This window comes from Actinacidiphila acidipaludis (assembly GCF_019890725.1).
GTDB classification, from domain to species: domain Bacteria; phylum Actinomycetota; class Actinomycetes; order Streptomycetales; family Streptomycetaceae; genus Actinacidiphila; species Actinacidiphila acidipaludis.
Genome location: NZ_JAINZZ010000068.1, coordinates 1 through 21,398 on the forward strand (window position 1 = coordinate 1; position 21,398 = coordinate 21,398).

A 21,398-nucleotide genomic window follows, 5' to 3' on the forward strand; every position below is an offset into this window, starting at 1 on the left:
CCCCCCCCCCCCCCCCCCACCCCCCCCCCCCCCCCCCCCCCCCTCCCCCCCCCCCCCCCCCCCCCCCCCCCCCCCGCGCCGCGGCGCGCCCGGGCCCCCGCGCGCCCGCCACGATCACCGACGCCGTGCAGGGTGCCGGCAGCGGCCAGAGCTATGTGCCCGGCTCGCTGACGGTCCCGCCCGGCTGGACCCCCTCCTGGTCGACCGACGGATCCACCTTCACCTCCTCGGATCCGGGCGCCGCCACCACCGCGGTCCGGGCCACCAACCCCGCCGCGACCTCCGACGGCACCAGCGTGCGCGCCGACCTGCTGCCGCCGGTCCAGGCGGCCACCCGCTCCACCGGCGGGGACGGCTTCACGCCGATCCTCTACCGCAACCCGTCGGGTGACGTCGAGGCGTGGAACATCTACCACCACACCGGCCCCGCCGTCCCGCTGGTGGTCTGCAACGACCTCTCCACCGGGCAGCCCTGCGCCGGCGGCCCCTGGCCGCGCCCGCTCAACACGACCGCCGGGCCGCTGGGCAGCGGCAGCACCGGAAACGTCTACACCCCGCTGACCCCGCAGTACGTCCTCGACCCCGGCCGGCCCGGCGTCGTCTACTACCCCGCGGTCGCCGCAGGCGCCGTGGGCGCGGGCTGCCTCGACATGGGCGCGCGGGCCAACTGCGGCTTCGTCCCGCTGCTCGCGTCGAACGGATCCCCGTCGCGGGCCAACGGCCTTGCGGGCCTCGTCGCCGCCGGCGGCAACGTGTACGGCGTGGCGAGCACCGGTCAGGTGCTCTGCATGGACATCGCCGCGCGCACGCCGTGCTCCGGCCAGCCGTACGCGCCGATCGTCCCGCCGAACCACGACCTGACCAACACACCGAACGCCCTCTACCAGGGGTCGGCCGTCGTCGCCGACGGCAAGGTCTTCGCCTCGTCCGCGCCCCAGAGCGGCGCCTCCACCGTCAACGGGCCGCCCGCGCTCGGCTGCTTCGACCCGGCCACGCAGAACGTGTGCGCCGGCTGGACCACCCCGCACCCGGCCGGGCCGTCCGCGAGCGCCTACACCTACAACGCCTTCACCACCTTCGACACCGCGGGCCACGCCACCGGTGTCTGCACCGCCGACAGCACCGGCGGAGCACCCACCACGTCCTGCTACGCGCTGGACGGCAGTCCCGCCACGGCATCGGCCACGGGTCTGGACAGCCTGTCCGCGGGCGCGCTGGTCTTCAACCCCGAGGTCGTCACCGCGGGCGGGGACACCCGCAGTTACTTCGCGACCTGGGGCGGCGCGCTCCCCGGCGACACCGTCTGCTACAGCTGGACGCACGCCGCGCCCTGCGCCGGCTTCCCCGCCGTGGCCGGTCACCCCGCGGTGAACGGCGGCGCCACACGCGACTACGGCTACTCCTACGACGCCACGACCGGCTGCCTCATCGGACTCGGCGACGCGGGAGTGCTCTTCTCGATGGACCCCGCGACCGCGCACTCGCCGTGCGTGCACAGCGGCGCCACCGTCGACTTGAAGCCGGGCGCCTTCTACTGCGACGGCGCGTCAGGCCATGTGCAGGGCTACACGCAGGCGCGCCTGGAGAACATCGACCTCGCGCACGCCGACCTGACCGCGTCGACCGTCACCATCGCGGACACCGGCGGCGGCGTCATCGCCAGGCCCGCCCTGCCCGCGAACGGCGTCATCGACCTGTCCGCGATCTCGGCGGCGGACCATCCGTCGCTGACCGTCACCGTCCAGCTGGTGCTGACGGACACCAGCGACTTCACGTCGACCAACCACCCGGCGCTCGTCGCCGCGTTCCAGGGCGACGACCCCCAGGTGTGCCTGCGCACCGTCGTCACCGACGACTGCGGGACCACCCAGGTGACCGACACCGCGACCGGATCGGACAGCACCGGCGCGCTCACGTCGAACACCGTGACGCTGGACGTCGCCCCCGGTACGCAGTGCCGGCCGCATCTGACGGTCAACAAGGAGATCTGCACCGTCTCGTCGCCGCACGCCTGCGGGCCGGGCGGCGCGGGCCCCTGGGCGAAGAGCAGTCCGGTCGGGCTGCTGCAACTGCTGGGCACCGCCTACTGGCGCATCACGGTCACCAACGACGGGCCGGTGGACGCCGTCCACGTGACCGTCAACGACCCGACGACGCCGGAGTGCCACAGCACGGCAGGCACCTTCACCCTGGCGGCCGGAGCCGGCAAACAGGTCTACTGCGACTCGTTCCTGCTGGCCCTGCCACTGAAGAACACCGCCAGCGCGACCTACAGCGCCGCTCTGGATCCGCAGGGCACACCGCCGGTGACGTCCGCGCCGTCCTCGGCCGTGGCGTGCTCGCTGCTGTGCATCCTCGCCGCCGACCGTAAGTGAGCCACCGCCGGCCCGCGCGTGACCCCGCGCGGGCCGGCGCACCCGGGGCCGCGGCCGTGCCCGTCACGGCCGCGGCCCCTTTCGACGGCCCGTTTCCGCGGACCCGGGCGTTGAGAGGCCGGTCGGGGGCAGACGGCCGGTGAGGGAACCGGCGGGAACGGCGCCGCGACCGGGACGGCGTCGGCCGGTTCCGCTCGGGTGGCCGCTCACCGCCGCGGAGGACACGGAAGAAAGGCTCCGCGGATGTCGACACACGCCTTCGGACGCAACGCCGGCCGGGCCGCGCGCCCCCTGCGGGAGGTCATGGGACCTGCCGGGCGCGCCGGCTTCACCGCCCGCGGCATTCTCTATCTGCTCGTCGGCTTTCTCGCCGTACGCATCGCGATGGGCGACAGCGGCAACAAGGCGGACCGGCAGGGCGCCCTGCGGCAGATCGCGGCGCAGCCGTTCGGCACCGCGCTGCTGTGGCTGCTGGCGGCCGGACTGGCCGGCATGGCACTGTGGCGCGCCGCGACAGGGCTACTGGTCGACGACAAGGCCGGGAAGCGGGCGGCGGACTTCGGCCGGGCCGTGTTCTACGGCCTGGTCTGCTGGGGTACCGCCGCGTACGCGGCCGGTTCCGGCAGCTCTTCGGGCGGCAGCGACCAGGAGTCGAAGGACTGGACGGCCACCGTGCTGAAACTGCCCGGGGGCCGCTGGCTCGCGGCAGCGGCCGGTCTCGGTCTGTGCGTGGCGGGCACGGTGATCGCCGTACGGGCGCTGCGCAGGACATTCCTGAAGAAGATGGAGACCGCCCGGATGGGGCCGCGGGTCCGCAAGGCGGTCACGGTCTCCGGCGCGGTCGGCGGGGCGGCGCGCGGCGCGGTGTACGCCGGCGCCGGGGCCTTCGTCGTGATCGCCGCCATCCGCTTCCAGCCGCACCAGGCCAAGGGCATGGACGAGACACTGCGGGCCTTCGCCCACGCACCGGCCGGACCCTGGCTGCTGGGCGCGGTCGCCGTCGGCCTGATGCTGTTCGGCCTCTTCTCCCTCGCGTCGGCGCGCTGGCGCCGACTCTGACGGCCCCGTCCGGCCGGGCGGAGAGTACGGGCGTCCCGAGCGGGGCGCCCGTCCTGTGTCCTCGGACGGAATCGCGACTCTGCGTCATCCGAACTGGCGTGCGTCAAAGGGGCGTTCGCGGGAACCCGAGCGGTGAGGGCGCGAGGTGCGCCCGACCGGAACGCCGGCGTGCCGCCGGCCGCGTCAAGGAGGCATCCTCATGCTGGCAGCCGTGGGCGCCGTGATCCTCGCGATCGCCTATCTCCTCAACGTCACGAGCACGCACACCGATGCGGCGTTCAGCCCCTTCAGTCTGCTGGTGGCGGGGGCGTTCTTCGTGGCTCTGCACCTGGCCGGCTTCGGCCCCCGCGGCGGCACCACCTCCGGCAGACGGCGCTGGCGCCGCTGAGCCCGCGCCCGCGCCGGCCACCACGCCTTCCGGACGCCCGGATCCCGCGCCCCTCATGAAAGGGCCGCGGGATCCGGGCGTCCGGCGTCTCAGATGTGTTGCGCACCTGGTGGGAAGCCGGTCCAGCGCAGCTCCGCCGGCAGATGCGCCATGTCGTTGGTGACGACGACCGTCGCGGGACGGCCGGGCGCGTAGCGGATGACGGTGAGTGCCGCATTGGCGTGGTTGAGCCCGAGCCAGCGCCACCGCGGGGCGTGCATCGCCTCCCGGACCAGCCACGCGACCAGGAAGTTGTGGGTGACGACCAGCTCGTGCCGGTCCTCGTCACCGTGTACCGGCCCGGTGAGGCCTGCCGGTCGCGGGGCGGTGGTCCGGGAGGACCGCCGCCCCGCGACGGCTGTGGTGCCGAGGTCGATCGCGCGGGCGTCAGCTCGTCCGGAGTGCCGTGTCGTCCAGGACGAACGACGTGGTGCCGCCGTTGGCGTCGGTCTCCGTGCCCGTGAACCGCAGGGTCACGGTCTGGCCGGCGTAGGCGGACAGGTCGGCGCTGTGCTGGCTGTAGCCGGTGTCGTGGTTGAGGTTGGAGTACGTCGCCACCGTGGAGAGCACGGTGCCGGCGGAGTTGAGGACCTGCACCTTGTAGGTGTCCGGGGTGGCGGTCGTGGTGTTCTCGGTCGTGTCGATGTGCAGCCAGTAGGAGAGCGTGGCGGCGCAGCCCGCCGGGATGCTCACGGTCTGCGCGACCGTGTCGGTGTCGGCTGTCCCGTTGCCGTTGGTCCAGGCGTCCCAACTGCCGCCGTGCGCGGGCTCGTCGGCGGTGTCGTTGTTGATCGGCGCGAACCCGAGGGTCGAGGTCTGGGTCCACGGGGCGATGGCGGTTCCGCTCTCGAACCCGGGGTTGCCGAGCAGTTGCGCCGGTGTGCAGCCGCCGCCCCCGCCGGTGCCGACGGTCAGCGTGTAGCCGGCGGTGTGACTGCCGGAAGCCGCCGTGCCCGTCACGGAGATCGGGTAACTGCCCGCCGCCGTGCCCGACCCGGCTGTGACGGTCATCGTCGCGCCGCTCCCGGCGGTCACGGACGCGGGGCTGAAGGAGACGGTGACGCCGCTGGGGGCGCCGGTGGCGGTCAGCGCGACGGACTGGGCGGAGCCCGAGGTGACGGCCGTGCCCACGGACGCGGTCAGGGTCCCACCCGGTGCCGCGGTGCCCGAGGCGGGGCTCACGGAGACGGAGAAGTCGTTCGCCGGAGCGGACGCCGCCGCGGGGGTCCAGTAGTCGCCGGCCATGACGACGTACACCAGCGTCTTGATCGTCTCGCCGAAGTAGCCGTCACCGAAGGGATTGGTGGCGAGCTGGTTCCAGATCGCGTCCGTCCACGCCTGGTCGCCCGCGGCCATCGCGGCCGGGCCGACCGAGTCCCCGGCCTCCTCGGCCTGGTCGGAGGTGGAGTACACCGTGCAGTTGAGGTTCAGGTGCGGGTAGACCTTCTTCGGGTCGCCGCCGGAGACCGACTTGGCGCACGCCGACCATTTCTTGGCGTCGTTGTAGGCCGTCGCCGCGGTCGTGGCGCCGTTGAGCAGCGCGTCGGTTCCCATGTGCCACGGCACACGGATGGAGTTGTAGCCGACGATGTTGTCCGGCTGGCTCTCCTGGTAGTCGGCGGGTGCGGGCTTGGGGCTGGTGGTGTTCGCGTTGACCACGAAGTCCGAGAGCAGGCCCTTGGCGGACGAGTACGCCGAGGTGAACTCGTTGACGATCGCCTCGGTGCGGGTGACGACCTTGTTCCAGTCGTGCGTCGTGTCGTACGCGGCGAAGGCCCGCAGATGGTCGAGCATCATGTCGGACGGCCGGGTGTCGGTGGTCGGCCCGTCGTCCTCGCACTTCAGGTGGCCGTCGGAGGCGACGTCGTGGGCGTAGATCCGGCCCAGCCAGGCCTTGGCGTCGGCGCTGTAGCCGCCCCACTGCTTGTCGGCCAGGATCAGGCCGTAGCCGATGTCCAGGTCGCCGTCGGTGGCCGCGTCCGGCGTGCCGCTGTCCGCGTACGCGCAGGTCTTGCCGTCGAGTTGCCACTGCATCAGGCCGTACTGGTCCTCGTGGTCCTTGACCAGCTGCCACAGACCGTCGAACTCCGTCTTCGCGTCGGCGTCGTAGCCGGCCATCAGCGGCACGATGTTCATGCCGTAGCCCTGGCCCTCGGACACCGGGCCGTTGTTGGGCGCGTCGCCGTCGCCCTTGGTGGACACGTAGTACTCGTCGGAGGCGCAGCCGTGGACGAGATAGGTGCTCTTCCAGGCGTTGTACTGCTTCTCGACGGCCGCGTCGCGCGTGGCGGCGGAGGCCGAGGGAAGGACACCGGTCTTGTACGTCACGTGCGTCGGGAAGGGGTTGGCCGGGGTGGTGGCAGCCGTGGCGTTCGCGCTGCCCATGACCGCCGTGCCCAGACCGATGCACGCGGTGGCGGCCGCGACCGCCACCGCCTTTCTCAGGAAATGCGCCATCGAAGCTCCCAATGAGTCGCCGTGGTCACAGTGGAGGAGGCGTTAGGAAACTTTCCTAACTAAGTGAGTACATGTCAATGCCCACGACAGCACTCGGCCGCCCGGCGCCGGCGCTGCGGGTGCCCGGCGCCCGCCCTATGGTGGGAGGTGGCTTCTCCCGGAGGCGAGAACGATGAAGGTCGGAGTCATCGGAGTGGGTGCCGTCGGGTCCGCCACCCTGCTGTCCTTGGTGGAGCGCGGCGGAATGTGCCGTGAGGTGGTGGTGATCGACCGCGACACCGCCCGTGCCGACGGCGTCGCCGCCGACATGCGGTACGCGACGCCCTTGTCCCCGACGGTCGACGTGCGTTCCGGCGACTACGCCGACCTGGCCGACGCCGCCGTCGTGGTGATCACCGCCGGCGTCAACGAGAAGGCCGGTGGCGCCACCAAGCGCTCGGACTCCCACGGCCGTCTCAACCTGCTGAAGGCCAACGCCCGGGTCTACGCCGACATCCTGCCGCAGCTGATCGAGGCCGCCCCGGACGCGGTGCTGATGGTCGTCACCGATCCCCCCGATCCGCTGGCGGACCTCACCCGGCACTGGGTCGGCCACGACCGGGTCTTCTCCACCGGCACCCTGATCGACAGCCTCCGCTTCCGCGTCCAGCTCGCGGAACGGCTGCGCGTGCGGCCGCGCGACGTGCAGGCCCTGGTCGTCGGCGAACACGGCACGTCGGAGGTCTTCCTGTGGTCCTCGGCCATGGTCGGCGGCCTGCCGGTCACCGGCCTGCTGGAGCAGGACGGCCGGACCATCGAGGACGTCCGCGCGGACGTCGAGAACGACATCCGGTTCGCCAACATCACGATCATCGAGGGCACCGGCGCCAGCCAGTACGGCATCGGCGCCGTCAGCGCCCGGCTCGTCGAGGCCGTGCTCCGTGACGAGCGCGCCGTGCTGCCCGTCGCCGCGTACTCACCGCCCTACGGGACGACGCTGTCGCTGACCAGCGTGCTCGGCGCGGGTGGCGTCCAGCAGATGCACCGCCCGGGGATGACGGTGGAGGAGGAGCGGGCCCTGGACCACAGCGCCGCGATCCTCCGGGACGCGGCGGGTCAGGCCATCGCCCTTGCCGCCTGAGCGGGTGTCCCGCACAGGTGCGGGTGCCGCGGTCCCGGCACTCACGGTCCCAGCACTCACGGTCCCGGCTCTCACGGTTCCGCCGACGGCGCCTCGCCGGTCGCCCGGGGCGTGAGGAACGGCGTTCCGGCGATCAGCACCGCGGCGACGACGAGGACGCACGGGACGATGCCGGCCCACGCCGGGGCCGTCTTGAGCACCGCGGTCGCCACCGCCGCGCCCGCGATCAGCGCTCCGAGCCGCAGCGGGATCCAGCCGTCCGGCCGCGCGGACGCGCTGGAGAGGCCGTGCACGATGTAGGTGGCCAGGGTGCCCGTCAGGTAGGTGGTCGGCGCCGCGGCCCGGCCTGCCGAGACCATCGCCCCCGCCTGCGCGCCCATCGCCGCCGCCAGCCCGCACTGCAGCGCGTGCCGGGCCGTCTGCCCGGGCGCGCCGCCCCACGCCGCCCACAGCGTCGCCCCGACCGCGAGCAGCAGCGCCTCGCCGGCCAGACACAGCAGCACCCGCGGCGGCCAGCGGTCCAACGTGCCCTTGCGGCCGCGGGTCACCAGGGCCACCACCCCCGCTCCCACGCCGAAGCCGGCCAGCGCCAGCACCGCCGCGGTGACGTCCGCGCTGCGTGAGCGGCCGATCGCCATGCCCAGCAGCGCCAGATTGCTGGTCATGACCCCGGCGAAGACGTGGTCGAGCGCGAGGAACGACAGGGGCTCCGCCGCGCCGGAGGCCGCGACCAGCACCACCACCGCGAGCCGCAGCTCGCGTGCCGGCGCACCGGCGGCTTCCCGAGGGTCCATCGCTCTTCCTCTCGACGTCGGGCTGAGGGCGGCAGGCAGCCAGCCCGGTGCGGGCGCCGGCGGTTCCTGCCCGCGTACGGCGGTCTAGACGGGTGGGGTGGTGAGGCTCTGCTCGGTCCAGACGGTCTTGCCGTGCGCGGTGTAGCGCACCCCCCAGTTCTGGGCGAGCCGCGCGCAGATGTACAGGCCGCGGCCGCCCTCGTCGATCGTCCGGGCGTGGCGCATCCGGGGCGCGGAGGTACTGCTGTCCTGGACCTCGCAGGTCAGGGCCCGGTCCTTGATGAGACGCAGCCGGATCGGCGGTGCGCCGTACCGCAGCGCGTTGGTCACCAGCTCGCTGACGATCCCCTCCGTCGCGTAGCCGACGTCCTCGCTCACGTCCCAGACGGCGAGCTGGTGCCGGACGTGCCCGCGTGCCGCCGAGGCGGCTGTCGGCAGTTCCTCCAGCTCCCAGTCGGCGACCCGGTCGTCGGGGAAGGGGTGGGTGCGGGCCAGCAGCAGGACGGCGTCCCCGGTGAGATCGTCGAGCCGGAGCCGGTAGAGGACGTCGTCGCACAGCCCCTGCAGGGGTCGTTCACGGCCGGCCAGTACCTGTTCGAGGCCGTCCGCCGGGTCCGGCCCGACCGTGCCGTCCGCCTCCGCTTCCGCCTTCGCGTCCCTGGACCGCATCCGTTCCTCCGCCAGGGCCTCGGCCGCCGCCTCGGGACCGTCGGGGGCGCCTTCGGGCTGCCCCCTCCCGCCCGCCGCCGGCTCCGGCCGTGGCCGCGCGGCCGCCCGGAACGCCGACGTGTACAGGCCCAGGATGTCGCCGTCCGCGAGGGTGACGGTGGTGGCCGCGAACGGCAGCCCGTCCCCGATGCCCAGCGGCGGCCCGGCGGGCAGGCTCAGCCTGCGGACCGTCGCCTCGGCGCCCACCACGAACGGCGCCGGATGCCCGGCCGAGGCGAGGGTGCAGGTGCGGGCGAACGGGTCGTAGACCGCGCACACGCACGTCGCCCGCACGGGGTGTCCCCGCAGCGGGTCGCCGGCGGGCAGCGCCATGCGCTCATGGGCCAGCCGCGTGGTGGCGTCGTCGAGGCGCGCCAGGAGTTCGTCCGGGTCCAGGTCCAGCGAGGCGAGGGAGTTGACCACGGTGCGCAGCTGCCCCATGACGGTCGCGGTGTGGATGCCGTGGCCGTCCACCTCGCCGACCACGAGGGCGGTGCGGGCCCCCGGCAGGTCGAACGCGTCGAACCACCCGCCGCCCCCCTCCTCGTGGGCCACGTACAGATGCGCGGTCTCCACGGCGGTCTGCGAGGCGGGCTCCGAGGGCAGCAGATGCCGTTGCAGCGCCGCGGCGATGGTGTGCTCGTGGGTGAACCTGCGGGCGTTGTCGATGCTCAGCGCGGTGTGGGTGGCCAGCTCCGAGACGAGCGCGACCTCGTGCTCGTCGAAGCCGTCGCCCTGGCCCGTGCGGTACAGGCTCAGCAGGCCGATGACCGTCCCGCGCACGGTCAGGGGCGCGACGAGCAGGGAGTGCGCCCCCGAGTCACGGATCGCCCGTGCCCGGTCGGGGTCGATGGCCACCCACGAGGCCTCGCTGTCCAGCGTGATCGAACGCGGCCTGAGGTCGATCAGCGCCTGCGCGTACGGCGTCGGGAACGGCAGCGCCCGCACGTCCCCCACCGGATGCGCCTGCAACCGGTAGTCCCCGCCACTGTGACCGAAGGCCGCGCGCCGCAGCGGCACGTCCCGTCCCAGCGGCATCAGCGGTGGCTCCTCGCCGCGCACCACCGACTCGACGACCTCCACCACGGCGATGTCGGCGAACCCTTCGACCAGGGCGTCCGCGAGCTCCTGGCAGGTGGGCACCACGGCCATCGTCGTCCCCACCCGGTCCCGCACGGCGGTCAGGGCCTGGAACCGGCGGCGCGTCCTCTCGCGCGCCGTCACGTCGGTGATCACGACGACGGCCCCCAGCCCGTCCCTGAGCGGGAACACCGAGACGTTCAGATGCCGGTGCTGCAGTCCGTCGGTCAGGTGCGCCGGGACGACCTGCCCCGGTGGGGGCACGCCACCGCTCAGCACGCGGCGCAGCAACCGCTCCATCTCCTCCGGGGGCGTCAGACACCACACCGACCGCAACGGGCGGCCCTCGAGCCGCAGGTCGCTCCCGCCGCACATGTGCTGCGCGGCGTCGTTCGCCGACAGCACCCGCAGGTCGTCGTCGAGGACGAACAAGCCGCCCGGCGCGTGGTCGACCAGCGCTTCGAGCACCGCGGCGTCCACGCCGGGCCGCGTCCGGCCCGCGGGCGGCAGGAAGACCTCCCAGGTCAGTGAGCCGTCCGGGCCGAGGTCGGGCCTGACGTCGAGCCCCCGGCCGCCGGGACCGCCGGCCAGCTCGGCCAGTCTCCGCCGACGGCGTGTTCCTCCGTCGTCACCGGGGCCCTGCGGGGGAGCGCGCAGCAACTCGGTCAGCGGACGCCCCAGCGCCTCGCCGGCCGACGGGCCGAGCAGCTCCTCGGCCGCGGGACTCCACCGCGCGACCCGGCCCGCGCTGTCCACGACCAGAAGCGGTGCGTCACCGCCCAAGGCAACCACCTCCACCCTCCAGCGTGCACGGCGTGGCGCCGCTTCGCTGCCGCAACACCCCGCCGCCTTGCCGTTGGCCTATGCCGTGCGGGCGGCGGGCATCCGGGCGGACCGATCAGGCCACGCCCGGGCTCGTGCGGCCCAATCGTCTTCACAGCGCCGGCCAGGCGCACGCACCGGCCGCTGCGCCACGCGGGCGGCAGCGGCCGGAGCCGGGGGAGCGGACCCGTCAGGTGGCGCCGCAGGCCGTCCCGTTCAGGGTGAAGCTTGTCGGGGCCGCATTGCTGGTGCTGTAGGTGCCGGTCAGGCCGATGTCCACGCTGCCGCCGGGCGCGAGGGCGGCGTTCCACCCGGCGTCCCGGGCGGTGACCTGCCGGCCCGACTGGGTGACCGTGGCGTTCCAGGCGTTGGCGATGTGCTGGTCGCCGCCGAAGGCCCAGGTGACGGTCCAGCCGTTGAGGGCCGTCGCACCCTGGTTGACGACCTTCACGTCCGCCTGGAACCCGCCGGACCAGCTGCTGGTCACCGTGTAGGTGACCTGGCAGGCCGCAGCGGGCGGCGGGGTGCCCGTCCCGCCGTCGGTGGTGCCACCGGAGGCCCCGGAGGTGCTGCCGGAGGACGTGCCCCCGGTCGCGCCCGACGATGTGCCCGAGCTGGTGCCGGCCGAGGAGCCGGACGTCGTTCCCGCCGACGTGCCCGAGGTCGTACCCGCCGTGGTCCCGGACGTCGTTCCGGACGTGGTGCCGGCCGAGGACCCGGACGTCGTTCCCGTGGTCGTTCCGCCGCTGGTCGTCCCGCCGCCGGTGGGCTGGGCGCCCCAGACCTGTGTCGTCCCGTCGTAGAGGACCACGTGGTCGACCGTGACCGGCGTGGTGCCGGCGGTGGCGGGCACGCCCTGGTACGACCAGTCGCCCGCCGGATCGTGCGCGCCGGGGAAGGTGAGGCGGAACTGCACCTCGCGGTGGAACGCGGACTGCCCCGCCGGAGCGATGTCCTGCCCTTCGCAGCTCACCGTCACGTAGTAGACGCTGCCGGAGAACTGCGCCGGCCCGGTCGGGGCCGAGCACTGGTTGTACGGCGAGGTGAGCGTGACCTGCGAGGGAGAGGTCCCCGGATCGAGGGTGAAGTACCAGCGGAAGGAGCCGTGCAGCAGGTGGCGGGCGGGCCAGCCGGACTGGTTGACCACCTGCGCCTTGATCTCATAGAAGTTCGACCCCGCGGTGTTCAGCGCGGCCTGCATGTACTCCTCCGGGCCGGTGGGCGTCTCCTTCGGCGGGAAGTTCGCCCGGGGCGAGCCGCCGTACTGGCCGGCCAGGGCCGCCAGCGCGCCGGAGAAGCCCGCGTTGTAGTCCAACGCGCCTTCCGTCTCGCCGTAGTTGGAGCGCTCGTCCGAGAACCCGTCGTCCGCCGAGCCCGGTCCGCCGACCAGCAGGCCGTAGTCGATGTGGCGGGTCGCCGCGGGATCGTTCATCGACTGGTCCCACGAACCGTGCGCGGTGCGGTTGTGCGGGTTCTGCGGCCAGGCCGTGTTCGCACCGGAGTTGGTGAACCCGATCTCGTAGCTCTCGTGGCGCGGGTTGTCCCCGAGGATGTAGCCGATCTGCCGCACCCCGAAGTCGTGGTAGGTCTGCGCCTTCGCCGCGTCCTTGCCCTGCGCGGTCAGCCAGGAGGAGAACTGCAGTGCGGCGAAAGCGGTATTGGCGGAGTACCGCAGCGAACCCCAGGTGTCGAGGAACGCCTCACCGCCCGGCGAGTAGGCGACCTTCTGGCCGTTGACGCCCGTGGTCCACCAGTCCAGCCAGCGCTCCGCGTCGTCCACGTACACCTGCTTGCCGGTGAGTTCGGCCAGCAGCACGTAGTCGCCGTAGGACTTGTCGTCCCAGGCCAGCGTCCAGTTGTACTCGGGAGTCGTGGTCTGCTGCATCTTCGGCAGCTGTGCGTAGTACGTCTCGGCCTTCGCCAGATACGTGCTGTCGCCCGTCGCGCGGTACAGCCACAGCGCGCCCCACACCAGTTCGTCCCAGTAGCCGCTCCAGGAGTTGTAGTACCCCTGGGCGGCGGTGATGCACTTGTCGTAGGTCCCGCGGTAGGTGTCCGCGAAGGTGTAGAGCTGCTTGGCGTTGGTCAGCAGGGTGGCGGCGTAGGCCGGGTCACCGCTTTTGAACAGCATGCTCGACGAGGCCAGTGCGGCGGCCGCCTCGCCGGCCAGGTCCGAACCCGGGCAGGAGGCGTCGATCTTGTAGGCGGGCCGCGGCTCCGGGTTGACCTCGGCCGGACCCCAGAAGGAGTGGTCGCTGGAGCCGTCGCCGACCTGGCCGTAGAGGACGTTGGGCGAGGGGTGTGCCTTCAAGAGCCAGTCGTCGCCCCAGCGCAGGTCGCGCAGCAGGTAGGCGCTCTGGCCGGAGGCGGAGTACCCGGACGCCTCGTCGACGCCGCCCCAGCCGAGCATGGTCATCGAAAAGGCCATCGGGAAGCCGAACTTCACCTCGTCACCGGCGTCGTGGTAGCCGCCGGTCAGGTCCAGTCCGACGTCCTTGCCGTCGTCGAGATCCGCGTTCCCGCGCCAGCTCACGCGGTTGTCGGCGGGCAGCGCGCCGGAGCGCTGCGACTCGTAGAAGAGCATCGAGTCCTGCAACGCCTCGGCGTAGTCGAACGACGAGGCGGCCGCACCGGCTGTGGGGGCGTGGACCGCCGCGGCGTGCGCGGCGCCCAGTGCGGCGGGACCGGCCAGCGTCAGAAGGGCGGCGGCCACGGCCGTGACCCTGCGCCGGCGTCCGGGGCGCGCGCGGCGCGGGGGTGATGTGCGGAAGGGAAACACGCGTCCTCCTGGGAGAACGAGGGGTGGGGGGACCGATCCGCGCACGGATGGGGCCGTACGGGACCGTCGTGCGTGCGGCGTGCTGCCGCGGAGAGTGGTGGGAGCGCTCCCACATGCTCGCGCCGGGGAGGAGCGGCGTCAAGAAGGGGGACCGTCCGGGGTGATGCGCGGGATCGCGTGCGGGGAGGGACGTCAACCGGCGGGATCGCGTGCGGGGAGGGCGTCGTGCGGCGGTACGGCGTGCGCGGGGAGACGGGGTGCGGCGTGCGGCGGTACGGCGTGCGCGGGGAGACGGGGTGCGTCGGGATCGGGTGGCGGGCGGCGATGTCCGGCGCGTCACCCTTCGGGAACCGTCAGGCGCGCGGCCTGACGGGCGGCCAGGGCGGAAGCGGCCTCCCAGTCCCAGGCCGGCGTGCCGCTCAGGGCGAGCACGATCACATGATGGCCCACCGCTGCCGCCAGCAGCAGGCTGACGCCGTCGGGACCGGGCTTGGCCAGCGGACGGGTGTGCTGTTCGTGCGCCCACACGGCCGAGGCGCCCGGGAACGGCTCCAGCGGCACGTTCTGTTCCAGCACCACCCGGACCTCGCTCCGCGGATTGGCCAGCGACCGCTTCCCGACCTCGGCGAGAGCCGAGGCCGCGTCCTCCGCGGACGCCAGCGGGACCACCTGGACCCAGACCCAGCGGCCCGCTCCGTCGTGGAAGGAGCGCCAGGCCGTGACGCTCCCGCCCTCGCGTGCCCGCCGCCCCCAGTCCGTCGCCGGTCCGCCGTGTCCCGTCAGCCAGGCCCGCTGGTCGAGTGTCTGCCACGCGCCGTCGAGTTCCGCCGCGGTCAGCACCCGGGACATCGCGGCCTCCTTCGACGACCGCGCCGCCAACTGCGCGTAGGCGAAGCGGACCTGCTGGAACAGCGCCACGGGCGTGGGCATGACGGCGACCTCCGGGCGGGGACGGACGGGCACGTCGGCCGCGGTCGGCCTCGCGGGCGACGCGTGCGACATGCCGTCCACCTTGCCGGATGCCGCGGACCGATTCCGTCCTGTTCGGCTGTCAGGGTGGTGTCCATGGACGCACACCGGTCCTCGACGAACGGAGCACCCTCATGAGCCGGCAGTTCCAGGTCACCTTCGACGCCCACAACCCGCGGGCGCTGTCGTCCTTCTGGCGTGACGTCCTCGGCTACGAGCATCCCGCGCCTCCCGAGACCGAACTGCCCGAGGGCGCCGATCCGCTGGCCGCGTGGGACGCCTTCCTCGCGCGGGTCGGCGTGCCCGAGGACGAGCGCGACAGCAGGTCCGCGATCGAGGACCCGGACGGCCGCGGCCCGCGGCTCTTCTTCCAGCGGGTGCCGGAGGACAAGGTCGCCAAGAACCGCGTGCACCTCGACATCCGCGCCGCACCCGGGCTGGAGGGGGACGCGCGGATGGCCGCGCTGGAGGAGGAGTGCACGCGCCTGGTCGCCCTGGGCGCCCGGCGGCTGCGCCGCCACGAGGACGCCCCGCCGCTGGTCACCGGCTTCATCGTGATGACGGACCCCGAGGGCAACGAGTTCTGCCTCGACTGACCGCGCACCACGTCATGCCCGCGGCGATTGCGGCCCTACCCGCGCACCACCCCGGCGCCACGGCAGACTGCCCGTAACGCGGCCGGCGGCCGCCCCCCTTCGGGGCCGGCCGCCGCGCCGGCGCGGGGTGCGGAACGTCAGTCGAGGCAGGTGAGTCGGGCCCCGCCCCAGTCCGCGTGGTCGAAGTTCTTGTCGTCGCCGCCGTCGCCGACCACGAGGCTCAGCGTGTGGACGCCGGTCACGTCGGCGGTCAGGCCGACCGCCGGCTGCCCGCCGCGCACCACGTCGCTCGCGGCGAGCTGATGGCCGTCGCCCAGGACGGTGAAGTTCACGCTGCCCTTCCCGCCGACCTCGTCGTCGACGCCGACCGAGGCCTGGAAGCGCGTGCAGCGGCCCTGGATGTCGATGTCCACCCGGGCGTCCGCGTTCATGCCCAGGCCCTTGGCGTACACGGTCCCGTCGACGGTGAGCGGGTTCCCGTCCTGCGCGCCGGTCTCGCCGTTGGAACGGTCACGCTCGACCGGCCCCCACCCGTTGGTCTCGGTGAGGAACGGCTGGTCGCTGGCGTAGACGTTTCCGTGCAGGGGGATCGACACCCGGACGACCTCCTCCACATGGACGGGCGGGGCGCCCTGGCCCGCCGGGTTGGCGTACTCGGTCCAGACCGGCACCTCCACGGTGCCGCCCGGCTGGTCCTTGCCCACCGTCACGGTCCAGTGGCCGCTCAGCACCCGGCCCGCGGGCAGCGTACCGGCGGACACGTCATGGCCTGTCACCGTCCAGCCGGCCGGGAGCCGCCCGCGGTCGACCGTCATGTGCACCTGGTGCAGCGCGTCCCCCTGCGGCAGCCGGAACTGCGCGCCGACCGTCACGCCCGCCCCCGGGGCCGCCGTCGCGCTCGCGGGATCGACGGTCAGGGTGGTGGCCGGCGCGGTCACCACGGGGTCGTCGCAGTCGGTGCGTCCCTTGACGGCCGGACAGGCGATGGCGGCGAAACCGCCGTTGGCCTGAGCGAGGACGCTGAGGGTGTCGGCGGACGTCACCGTGCGGACGGTGCGCTGCAGGCCGCCGCCCGAGGCCGCGTCCTCGACGGTCTGCAGCAGCCACGGCCCCTTGCCCAGGAAGCTCAGCGGCGCATTCATGGTGTCGCCGGCGCCGGCCAGGATGCCGCCGACGAACCAGCGGTCGCCGTTGCGGCGGGCCATGACGACCTGCCGGTCACCGGCCGGCTGCTGCCCGGGAGCGCCGGACACCAGACGGGTCTCGTCCCAGGTGGTGGGGAGCTGCTCGAGGTAGTCCTCGGCGACCGGCTGCGTCGCGAAGCCCTCCGGCTTGTCGCCGAGGCTCGTCCAGCCCGACTCGAACACGACGGGCAGCGCGAGTTCACGCGCCGCGGTGTCCTGCCGCCCCGGCCGGGAGAACCAGGTCGGGGTGTAGTCCATCGATCCGACGATGTTGCGGGTGAAGGCCAGGAAGATGTCGCGTGTCGGGTTCTGTCCGTTCTCCTCGCCGCGGACTCCCTCCACGCTCATCACCTGAGGCCAGGTGCGCTGCAGACCGCGGGGGATCGTGGCGCCGTGGAAGTCGATCATCAGCTTCAGCTGCGCGGTGTCCCGCAGGATCGCGTCGTACCACTGGAACGTCGACTGCGCGTCGGAGTACATGTAGTCGACCTTGACGCCGGCGACGCCCCAGGCCTTGACCTTGGGCAGCCAGCTGTCGCGCTGCGCCTGCGTCCGCAGGTCGTTCCAGTCGAACCACAGCAGGACGTCGACGCCGCGGGCCCGCGCGTAGCGGACCAGTTCCGGCACCCAGCTCGCCTGCCACCCGGCGTCGACGAGGGTGTACGGGAGGCCGTGCGCGGCGGCGTAGTCGACGAAGTCCTTCTGCCGGTCGAAGTTACCGGGGCTCGATCCGTCGCTCAGCCATGACCAGTCGTCGATGCCGGGCCGGATCCAGGACGTGTCCTTGATCTTCGACGGCGGCGCGAGGTCGTCGACGAGCGTGGACCCGACGAGCGTGTCCAGGCTGCCGACGATCGCGGTGCGCCACGGTGTGGCCAGCGGCCCCGGCGCGGTCACCGGCGCGTTGTCGGCCAGGGCGACCTGGTACGACGAACTGCCGTCCCGGTGGTCGAGATGACTGCCGGAGTAGCGGCCGTCGACGTCGGCCTCGGTCAGCAGCACATAGGTGCCGCCCACGTCGAACAGCGTCGGGTAGCCGAACGAGCAGACGTCTCCGGTGCACGTCCTGGGCTGCGCCGCGTTGGCCCCGCCCGCCGTGGTCTCGGTCCGCTCGGTCTCGTAGCTCGGCTGGTACGGCTGCACCCATGCCTTGGCGTCCGTGGGCACCTCGAAGGTGGACGCCTCCTGCTCGACGGTCACCGGGCCGGTGTCGTCCAGTACGTACCGGTAGGCGACGCCGTCGTCGGACACCCGCACCACGACGCCCAGCCGCGCGCCGTCCGCGCCGGCGAAGGTGAGGGTGGCCTCGCGCATCGTCGCCGAACGCTGGAGCTGTTTGCCCGTGGTCATCCGGTACGACTCGTGGACTGTGCGGTCGTGCCGGTCCACCAACCGCAGGCCCGAGGTCAGATCGTGCAGGCTGGTGCGGATCCCGAGCCGGCCGGGCAGCAGCACCGGGGCGCCGCCGCGGTCGACCGCGAGCCGCAGCTCGCCGGCCGCGTCGAGGTCCAGCTCCGCGCTCAGGTCCGAACCGCCGGGGCCGGCGACGGTCCAGGTGTGCGCGGTGTCCTGTTCGGCTGCGGACGGGCCGGCGGCCGCAACCGTCAGTCCGCCACCGGCCATTGCCGCCACGGCCAGGCCGGCGACGGCTCGCCGGGCCCGTTGCCATCGCTGTCTCATCGGTGTCCCCTCGTCGCGGATCAACAACTTCGCACGCGTCCAAACGAAACGGGTCACATGACAGTCGCTCAGGACAACGATGTCAACCCTTCTGGCATCAGCTGGGGACGCGCGACACCAAGGCCCGCGCGGGGGGTCTGCCGCGATATGTCCGAGGGCGTCGCCTTTCAATTCTGTTCAGTCGTGACGTTTTTGTGGGCCCATTGACCCTGAATCCAACACGACGTCACACTGACGGCCGTCTTTCCCGAGCGAACGAAGGGTGGCCCACGCATGCCCAGGACAATCCTCGTGGTCCGAAGACTCGCCCCGATGTGGATCCTCGCGCTGCTCGCGGCGCTGCTGGCGGTCAGCAGCGCGCAGGCCCAGGCCGCGCCGGACACCTCGGTGGTCGTCGACGGGTCGCAGGGCGGCCGGACGTTCGACGGGATCGGCGCGATCAGCGGCGGCGGGGGCAACTCCCGTCTGCTGCGCGACTATCCGGCCGCCCAGCAGTCGCAGATCCTGGACTACCTGTTCAAGCCCGGCTACGGTGCCGACCTGCAGATGCTGAAGCTGGAGATCGGCGGCGACGCGAACTCCACGGACGGTTCCGAACCGTCCGTCGAGCACGCGCGCGGGACCGTCGACTGCGACGCCGGCTACGAGTTCTGGCTGGCCGAGCAGGCCGTCAAGCGCAACCCGAACATCGGCCTCTACGGACTGGCCTGGGCCGCTCCCGGCTGGATCAACGGCGGGTTCTGGTCCGACGACACCATCGACTACCTCATCACCTGGCTCGGCTGCGCCAAGCAGCACGGCCTCACGATCAGCTACCTCGGCGGCTGGAACGAACGCGGCCACGACGCCGGCTGGTTCGTCCGGCTGCGCACGGCACTGGACACCCACGGTTACGGCGGCATCCGGCTCGTCGCCGACGACAGCGGCTGGGGCGTCGCGGACGACATGGCCAAGGACCCCGCGTTCAACGACGCGGTGTCGATCATCGGCACCCACTACTCCTGCGAGGGCGGCGACGGCGGCAACGCCCACACCTGTTCCAGCACCACCACCGCGAAGAACAGCGGCAAACCCCTGTGGGACAGCGAGAACGGCTCGCAGGACATGAACACCGGAGCTCCGGCCCTGATCCGCGCCATCACCCGCGGCTACATCGACGCCAGAATGACCAGCTACTTCAACTGGCCGCTGCTCGCCGCGATCTACCCGAACCTGCCGTACTCCACCGTCGGCCTGGCGACCGCCGGCTCGCCCTGGTCCGGCAACTACACCATCGGCGCCAGCACCTGGGCCACCGCACAGGTCACCCAGTTCACCCAGCCGGGCTGGACGTTCATCGACTCCGCCTCCGGCTACCTCGGGGGCAGCGAGTCCAACGGCACGTATGTGACGCTCAAGTCGCCGAACGGATCCGACTACTCGACGGTGCTGGAGACCACCACCGCCACCGCCGCGCAGACCGTCGGATTCCAGGTGAAGGGCGGTCTGTCCACCGGCACCGTCCACGTCTGGGCCACCGACGTCAACAACCCGGCCCCCGCACGGTCGTTCGTACGCGCACAGGACATCGCCCCCACCGCCGACGGCACGTACGCGCTGACGCTGCAGCCCGGGTACGTCTACACCGTCACCACCACCTCCGGCCAGGGCAAGGGCACGGCCACCGCGCCCTCCGTGCACGCCCTCGCACTCCCGTACCGCGACACGTTCGACGGCGACGCCGCGGGCACCGAGGCACGCTACCTGTCGGACATGCAGGGCTCCTTCGAGGTGCAGCCCTGCGTGGCGGGCCGGCACGGGATGTGCCTGCAGCAGATGGCTCCGGTCAAGCCCATCGAGTGGCAGGACGACTCGGACCTGTTCACCCTCGTCGGCGACACGACGTGGACCGACTACAGCCTGCAGACCGACGCCGAACTCACCAAACCGGGAACGCTGGAGCTGATCGGCCGCGCCGGCACCCAGAACCGCCCCCAGTCGCACCAGCAGGGCTACTTCTTCCAGATCAGCGACACCGGCGCGTGGAGCATTCTGAAGAGCGACGCAGACGGCAAGCGCACCCCGCTGATCAGGTCCGCCACCGCCGCGCTCGGCACCGGCACATGGCACGCGCTCGCGCTGACCTTCGACGGGCCCTCGATCACCGCGTCCGTCGACGGCAAGAAGCTCGGCACGGTCCGCGACAGCAGCTACACCGCGGGCCAGGGCGGCCTCGGCCTGACGTCCTACGACACCGACCAGTTCGACAACCTGTCCTTCACCCCCGTCCGGCACGACACCCCCGGGGCGGACCTGACGGTGACCCCCTCGCCGTCCTCCGTGCAGCGCGGCAAGCAACTCACCGTCACCACCACCGTCGCCGTCCCGCGGCAGGACAAGGCCGCCGAGGGTGTCAACATGACGCTGAGCGCACCCGCCGGCTTCGTCTACGACTCCATGCCGCAGGTGTTCGGGTCCGTGTCCCCGGGGCACAGTGCGACGGCCGTCTGGCAGCTCACCGCCCCGACCGGCGCGGCCTCGAAGGCGGCCCTCACCGCCACCGCCACCTTCGCCCAGCAGGGCGTGGCCCAGGTACTGCGCCAGGACACCCAGGTCCAGGTGACCAACCCGCCCCCGCCGTCCGGCGTGAACGACGTCAGCGACCTCGACTTCGTCACCTCGACGAACGGCTGGGGCCCGGTCGAACGCGACCAGTCGGTGGGCGGCACCAACGCCGGTGACGGCACACCGCTGACCATCGACGGCACGGTCTACCCGAAGGGGCTCGGCACCAACTCCGTCAGCGACGTGACGATCTATCTCGGCGGGAACTGCTCGCGGTTCACCGCCACCGTCGGCAACGACGACGACGCGGGCGGCAACGGGTCCATGACCTTCAGCGTGCTCGGCGACGGCAAGACCCTCACCGCCACCGGCACCGTCCGAGGGCACGACCCGGCCCAGCAGATCAGCGCCGACCTCACGGGCGTGCAGACGCTCGATCTCGTCGTGGGCGACGCCGGCGACGGCAACGCCTACGACCACGGTGACTGGGCGCAGCCCAAGCTGACCTGCTCGGGCTGACCGGCTGCACCAGCTCCTGCACCGGCCCCCTGCGACGCCCCCCTGCGACGGCGTCCACCGGCGGCCGCCGCCGCATCCGCGTCCATCCGGCGTCCGCCCGGCATCCCGCCGGGCGGGCGCCGCCATCTTCCGGGGGTACCGGGACTCCGCCGTGGCCCCGCTACTCCCGCGTACTACAGTTTTCTGCCCTGCCGGCCCGGCGGGTTCCTGCCCGCCCACCCTGCCGGGGACTGCACCCGCGCACGGGGTCCTGACCGCAGTGACCCGAGGTGCCGTCGCGCGGGA

12 protein-coding genes and 1 pseudogene are annotated in these 21,398 nt (G+C 72.8%); 6 read left to right on the plus strand and 7 right to left on the minus strand.

Translation table 11 applies throughout. The features are described 5' to 3' along the window. The first annotated feature begins 125 nt into the window (after positions 1 to 125). The 3 genes from K7862_RS32290 (at position 126) to K7862_RS32300 (ending at position 3,822) form a co-directional block, all read left to right on the plus strand. Positions 126 to 2,375, plus strand: coding sequence for a DUF7617 domain-containing protein (locus K7862_RS32290; protein WP_222968502.1), 2,250 nt, complete (start codon positions 126 to 128; stop codon positions 2,373 to 2,375). A 243-nt stretch (positions 2,376 to 2,618) separates the two neighbouring features. Continuing rightward, on the plus strand, positions 2,619 to 3,434 hold the full coding sequence (locus K7862_RS32295) for a DUF1206 domain-containing protein (protein WP_222968503.1): 816 nt from the start codon (positions 2,619 to 2,621) through the stop codon (positions 3,432 to 3,434). Positions 3,435 to 3,633: 199 nt separating this feature from the next. Next, positions 3,634 to 3,822 carry a hypothetical protein gene (locus K7862_RS32300; RefSeq protein ID WP_222968504.1) on the plus strand — a complete coding sequence of 63 codons (189 nt, stop codon included), beginning with the start codon at positions 3,634 to 3,636 and terminating at the stop codon, positions 3,820 to 3,822. A gap of 89 nt (positions 3,823 to 3,911) precedes the next feature. Here K7862_RS32300 and K7862_RS32305 read toward each other — a convergent pair. Both K7862_RS32305 and K7862_RS32310 read right to left on the minus strand, forming a co-directional pair. Next, positions 3,912 to 4,166 (minus strand): annotated as a pseudogene (locus K7862_RS32305) (histidine phosphatase family protein); the annotation flags it as partial. A gap of 82 nt (positions 4,167 to 4,248) precedes the next feature. Next, on the minus strand, positions 4,249 to 6,318 hold the full coding sequence (locus K7862_RS32310) for a glycosyl hydrolase family 8 (RefSeq protein WP_222968506.1): 2,070 nt from the start codon (positions 6,316 to 6,318) through the stop codon (positions 4,249 to 4,251). 172 nt (positions 6,319 to 6,490) lie between these two features. Here K7862_RS32310 and K7862_RS32315 point away from each other — a divergent pair, with 172 nt between their 5' ends. Then, a complete protein-coding gene (locus tag K7862_RS32315) occupies positions 6,491 to 7,438 on the plus strand; it encodes a lactate/malate family dehydrogenase (RefSeq protein WP_222968508.1) in 948 nt (315 codons plus the stop codon). A gap of 71 nt (positions 7,439 to 7,509) precedes the next feature. Here the strand turns inward: K7862_RS32315 and K7862_RS32320 are convergent, their stop codons facing one another. The 4 genes from K7862_RS32320 to K7862_RS32335 all read right to left on the minus strand — a co-directional run bounded on the left by K7862_RS32320 (position 7,510) and on the right by K7862_RS32335 (position 14,623). Further along, complete coding sequence (locus K7862_RS32320; protein WP_222968509.1) at positions 7,510 to 8,232, minus strand: DUF1275 family protein; 723 nt, start codon at positions 8,230 to 8,232, stop codon at positions 7,510 to 7,512. Between the two features lie 84 nt (positions 8,233 to 8,316). Continuing rightward, positions 8,317 to 10,803 carry a SpoIIE family protein phosphatase gene (locus K7862_RS32325; RefSeq protein ID WP_222968510.1) on the minus strand — a complete coding sequence of 829 codons (2,487 nt, stop codon included), beginning with the start codon at positions 10,801 to 10,803 and terminating at the stop codon, positions 8,317 to 8,319. A 229-nt stretch (positions 10,804 to 11,032) separates the two neighbouring features. Next, positions 11,033 to 13,555: a glycoside hydrolase family 9 protein gene (locus K7862_RS32330; RefSeq protein WP_308012312.1), complete on the minus strand. Its 2,523-nt coding sequence runs from the start codon at positions 13,553 to 13,555 to the stop codon at positions 11,033 to 11,035. A 402-nt stretch (positions 13,556 to 13,957) separates the two neighbouring features. Further along, positions 13,958 to 14,623 carry a hypothetical protein gene (locus K7862_RS32335; protein ID WP_222968511.1) on the minus strand — a complete coding sequence of 222 codons (666 nt, stop codon included), beginning with the start codon at positions 14,621 to 14,623 and terminating at the stop codon, positions 13,958 to 13,960. Between the two features lie 101 nt (positions 14,624 to 14,724). On the opposite strand from K7862_RS32335, the gene K7862_RS32340 reads away from it, so the two are divergent. After that, complete coding sequence (locus K7862_RS32340; RefSeq protein WP_222968512.1) at positions 14,725 to 15,186, plus strand: VOC family protein; 462 nt, start codon at positions 14,725 to 14,727, stop codon at positions 15,184 to 15,186. A 137-nt stretch (positions 15,187 to 15,323) separates the two neighbouring features. Here K7862_RS32340 and K7862_RS32345 read toward each other — a convergent pair whose 3' ends face one another. Further along, the gene (locus tag K7862_RS32345; protein ID WP_222968513.1) at positions 15,324 to 18,050 is read right to left on the minus strand and encodes an NPCBM/NEW2 domain-containing protein; all 2,727 of its coding nucleotides are present in this window, start codon (positions 18,048 to 18,050) and stop codon (positions 15,324 to 15,326) included. A 273-nt stretch (positions 18,051 to 18,323) separates the two neighbouring features. On the opposite strand from K7862_RS32345, the gene K7862_RS32350 reads away from it, so the two are divergent. Next, positions 18,324 to 21,113 (plus strand): NPCBM/NEW2 domain-containing protein, encoded by a 2,790-nt coding sequence (locus tag K7862_RS32350; RefSeq protein WP_222968514.1) that lies wholly within the window; start codon positions 18,324 to 18,326, stop codon positions 21,111 to 21,113. The last annotated feature ends 285 nt before the right edge of the window (positions 21,114 to 21,398 follow it).

Coding starts and splice junctions, on each gene's coding strand:
- K7862_RS32295 (WP_222968503.1), top strand. CDS start 2,619: ATGTCGACACACGCCTTCGGACGCAACGCCGGCCGGGCCGCGCGCCCC.
- K7862_RS32300 (WP_222968504.1), top strand. CDS start 3,634: ATGCTGGCAGCCGTGGGCGCCGTGATCCTCGCGATCGCCTATCTCCTC.
- K7862_RS32310 (WP_222968506.1), bottom strand. CDS start 6,318: ATGGCGCATTTCCTGAGAAAGGCGGTGGCGGTCGCGGCCGCCACCGCG.
- K7862_RS32315 (WP_222968508.1), top strand. CDS start 6,491: ATGAAGGTCGGAGTCATCGGAGTGGGTGCCGTCGGGTCCGCCACCCTG.
- K7862_RS32320 (WP_222968509.1), bottom strand. CDS start 8,232: ATGGACCCTCGGGAAGCCGCCGGTGCGCCGGCACGCGAGCTGCGGCTC.
- K7862_RS32335 (WP_222968511.1), bottom strand. CDS start 14,623: ATGTCGCACGCGTCGCCCGCGAGGCCGACCGCGGCCGACGTGCCCGTC.
- K7862_RS32340 (WP_222968512.1), top strand. CDS start 14,725: ATGAGCCGGCAGTTCCAGGTCACCTTCGACGCCCACAACCCGCGGGCG.
- K7862_RS32345 (WP_222968513.1), bottom strand. CDS start 18,050: ATGAGACAGCGATGGCAACGGGCCCGGCGAGCCGTCGCCGGCCTGGCC.
- K7862_RS32350 (WP_222968514.1), top strand. CDS start 18,324: ATGCCCAGGACAATCCTCGTGGTCCGAAGACTCGCCCCGATGTGGATC.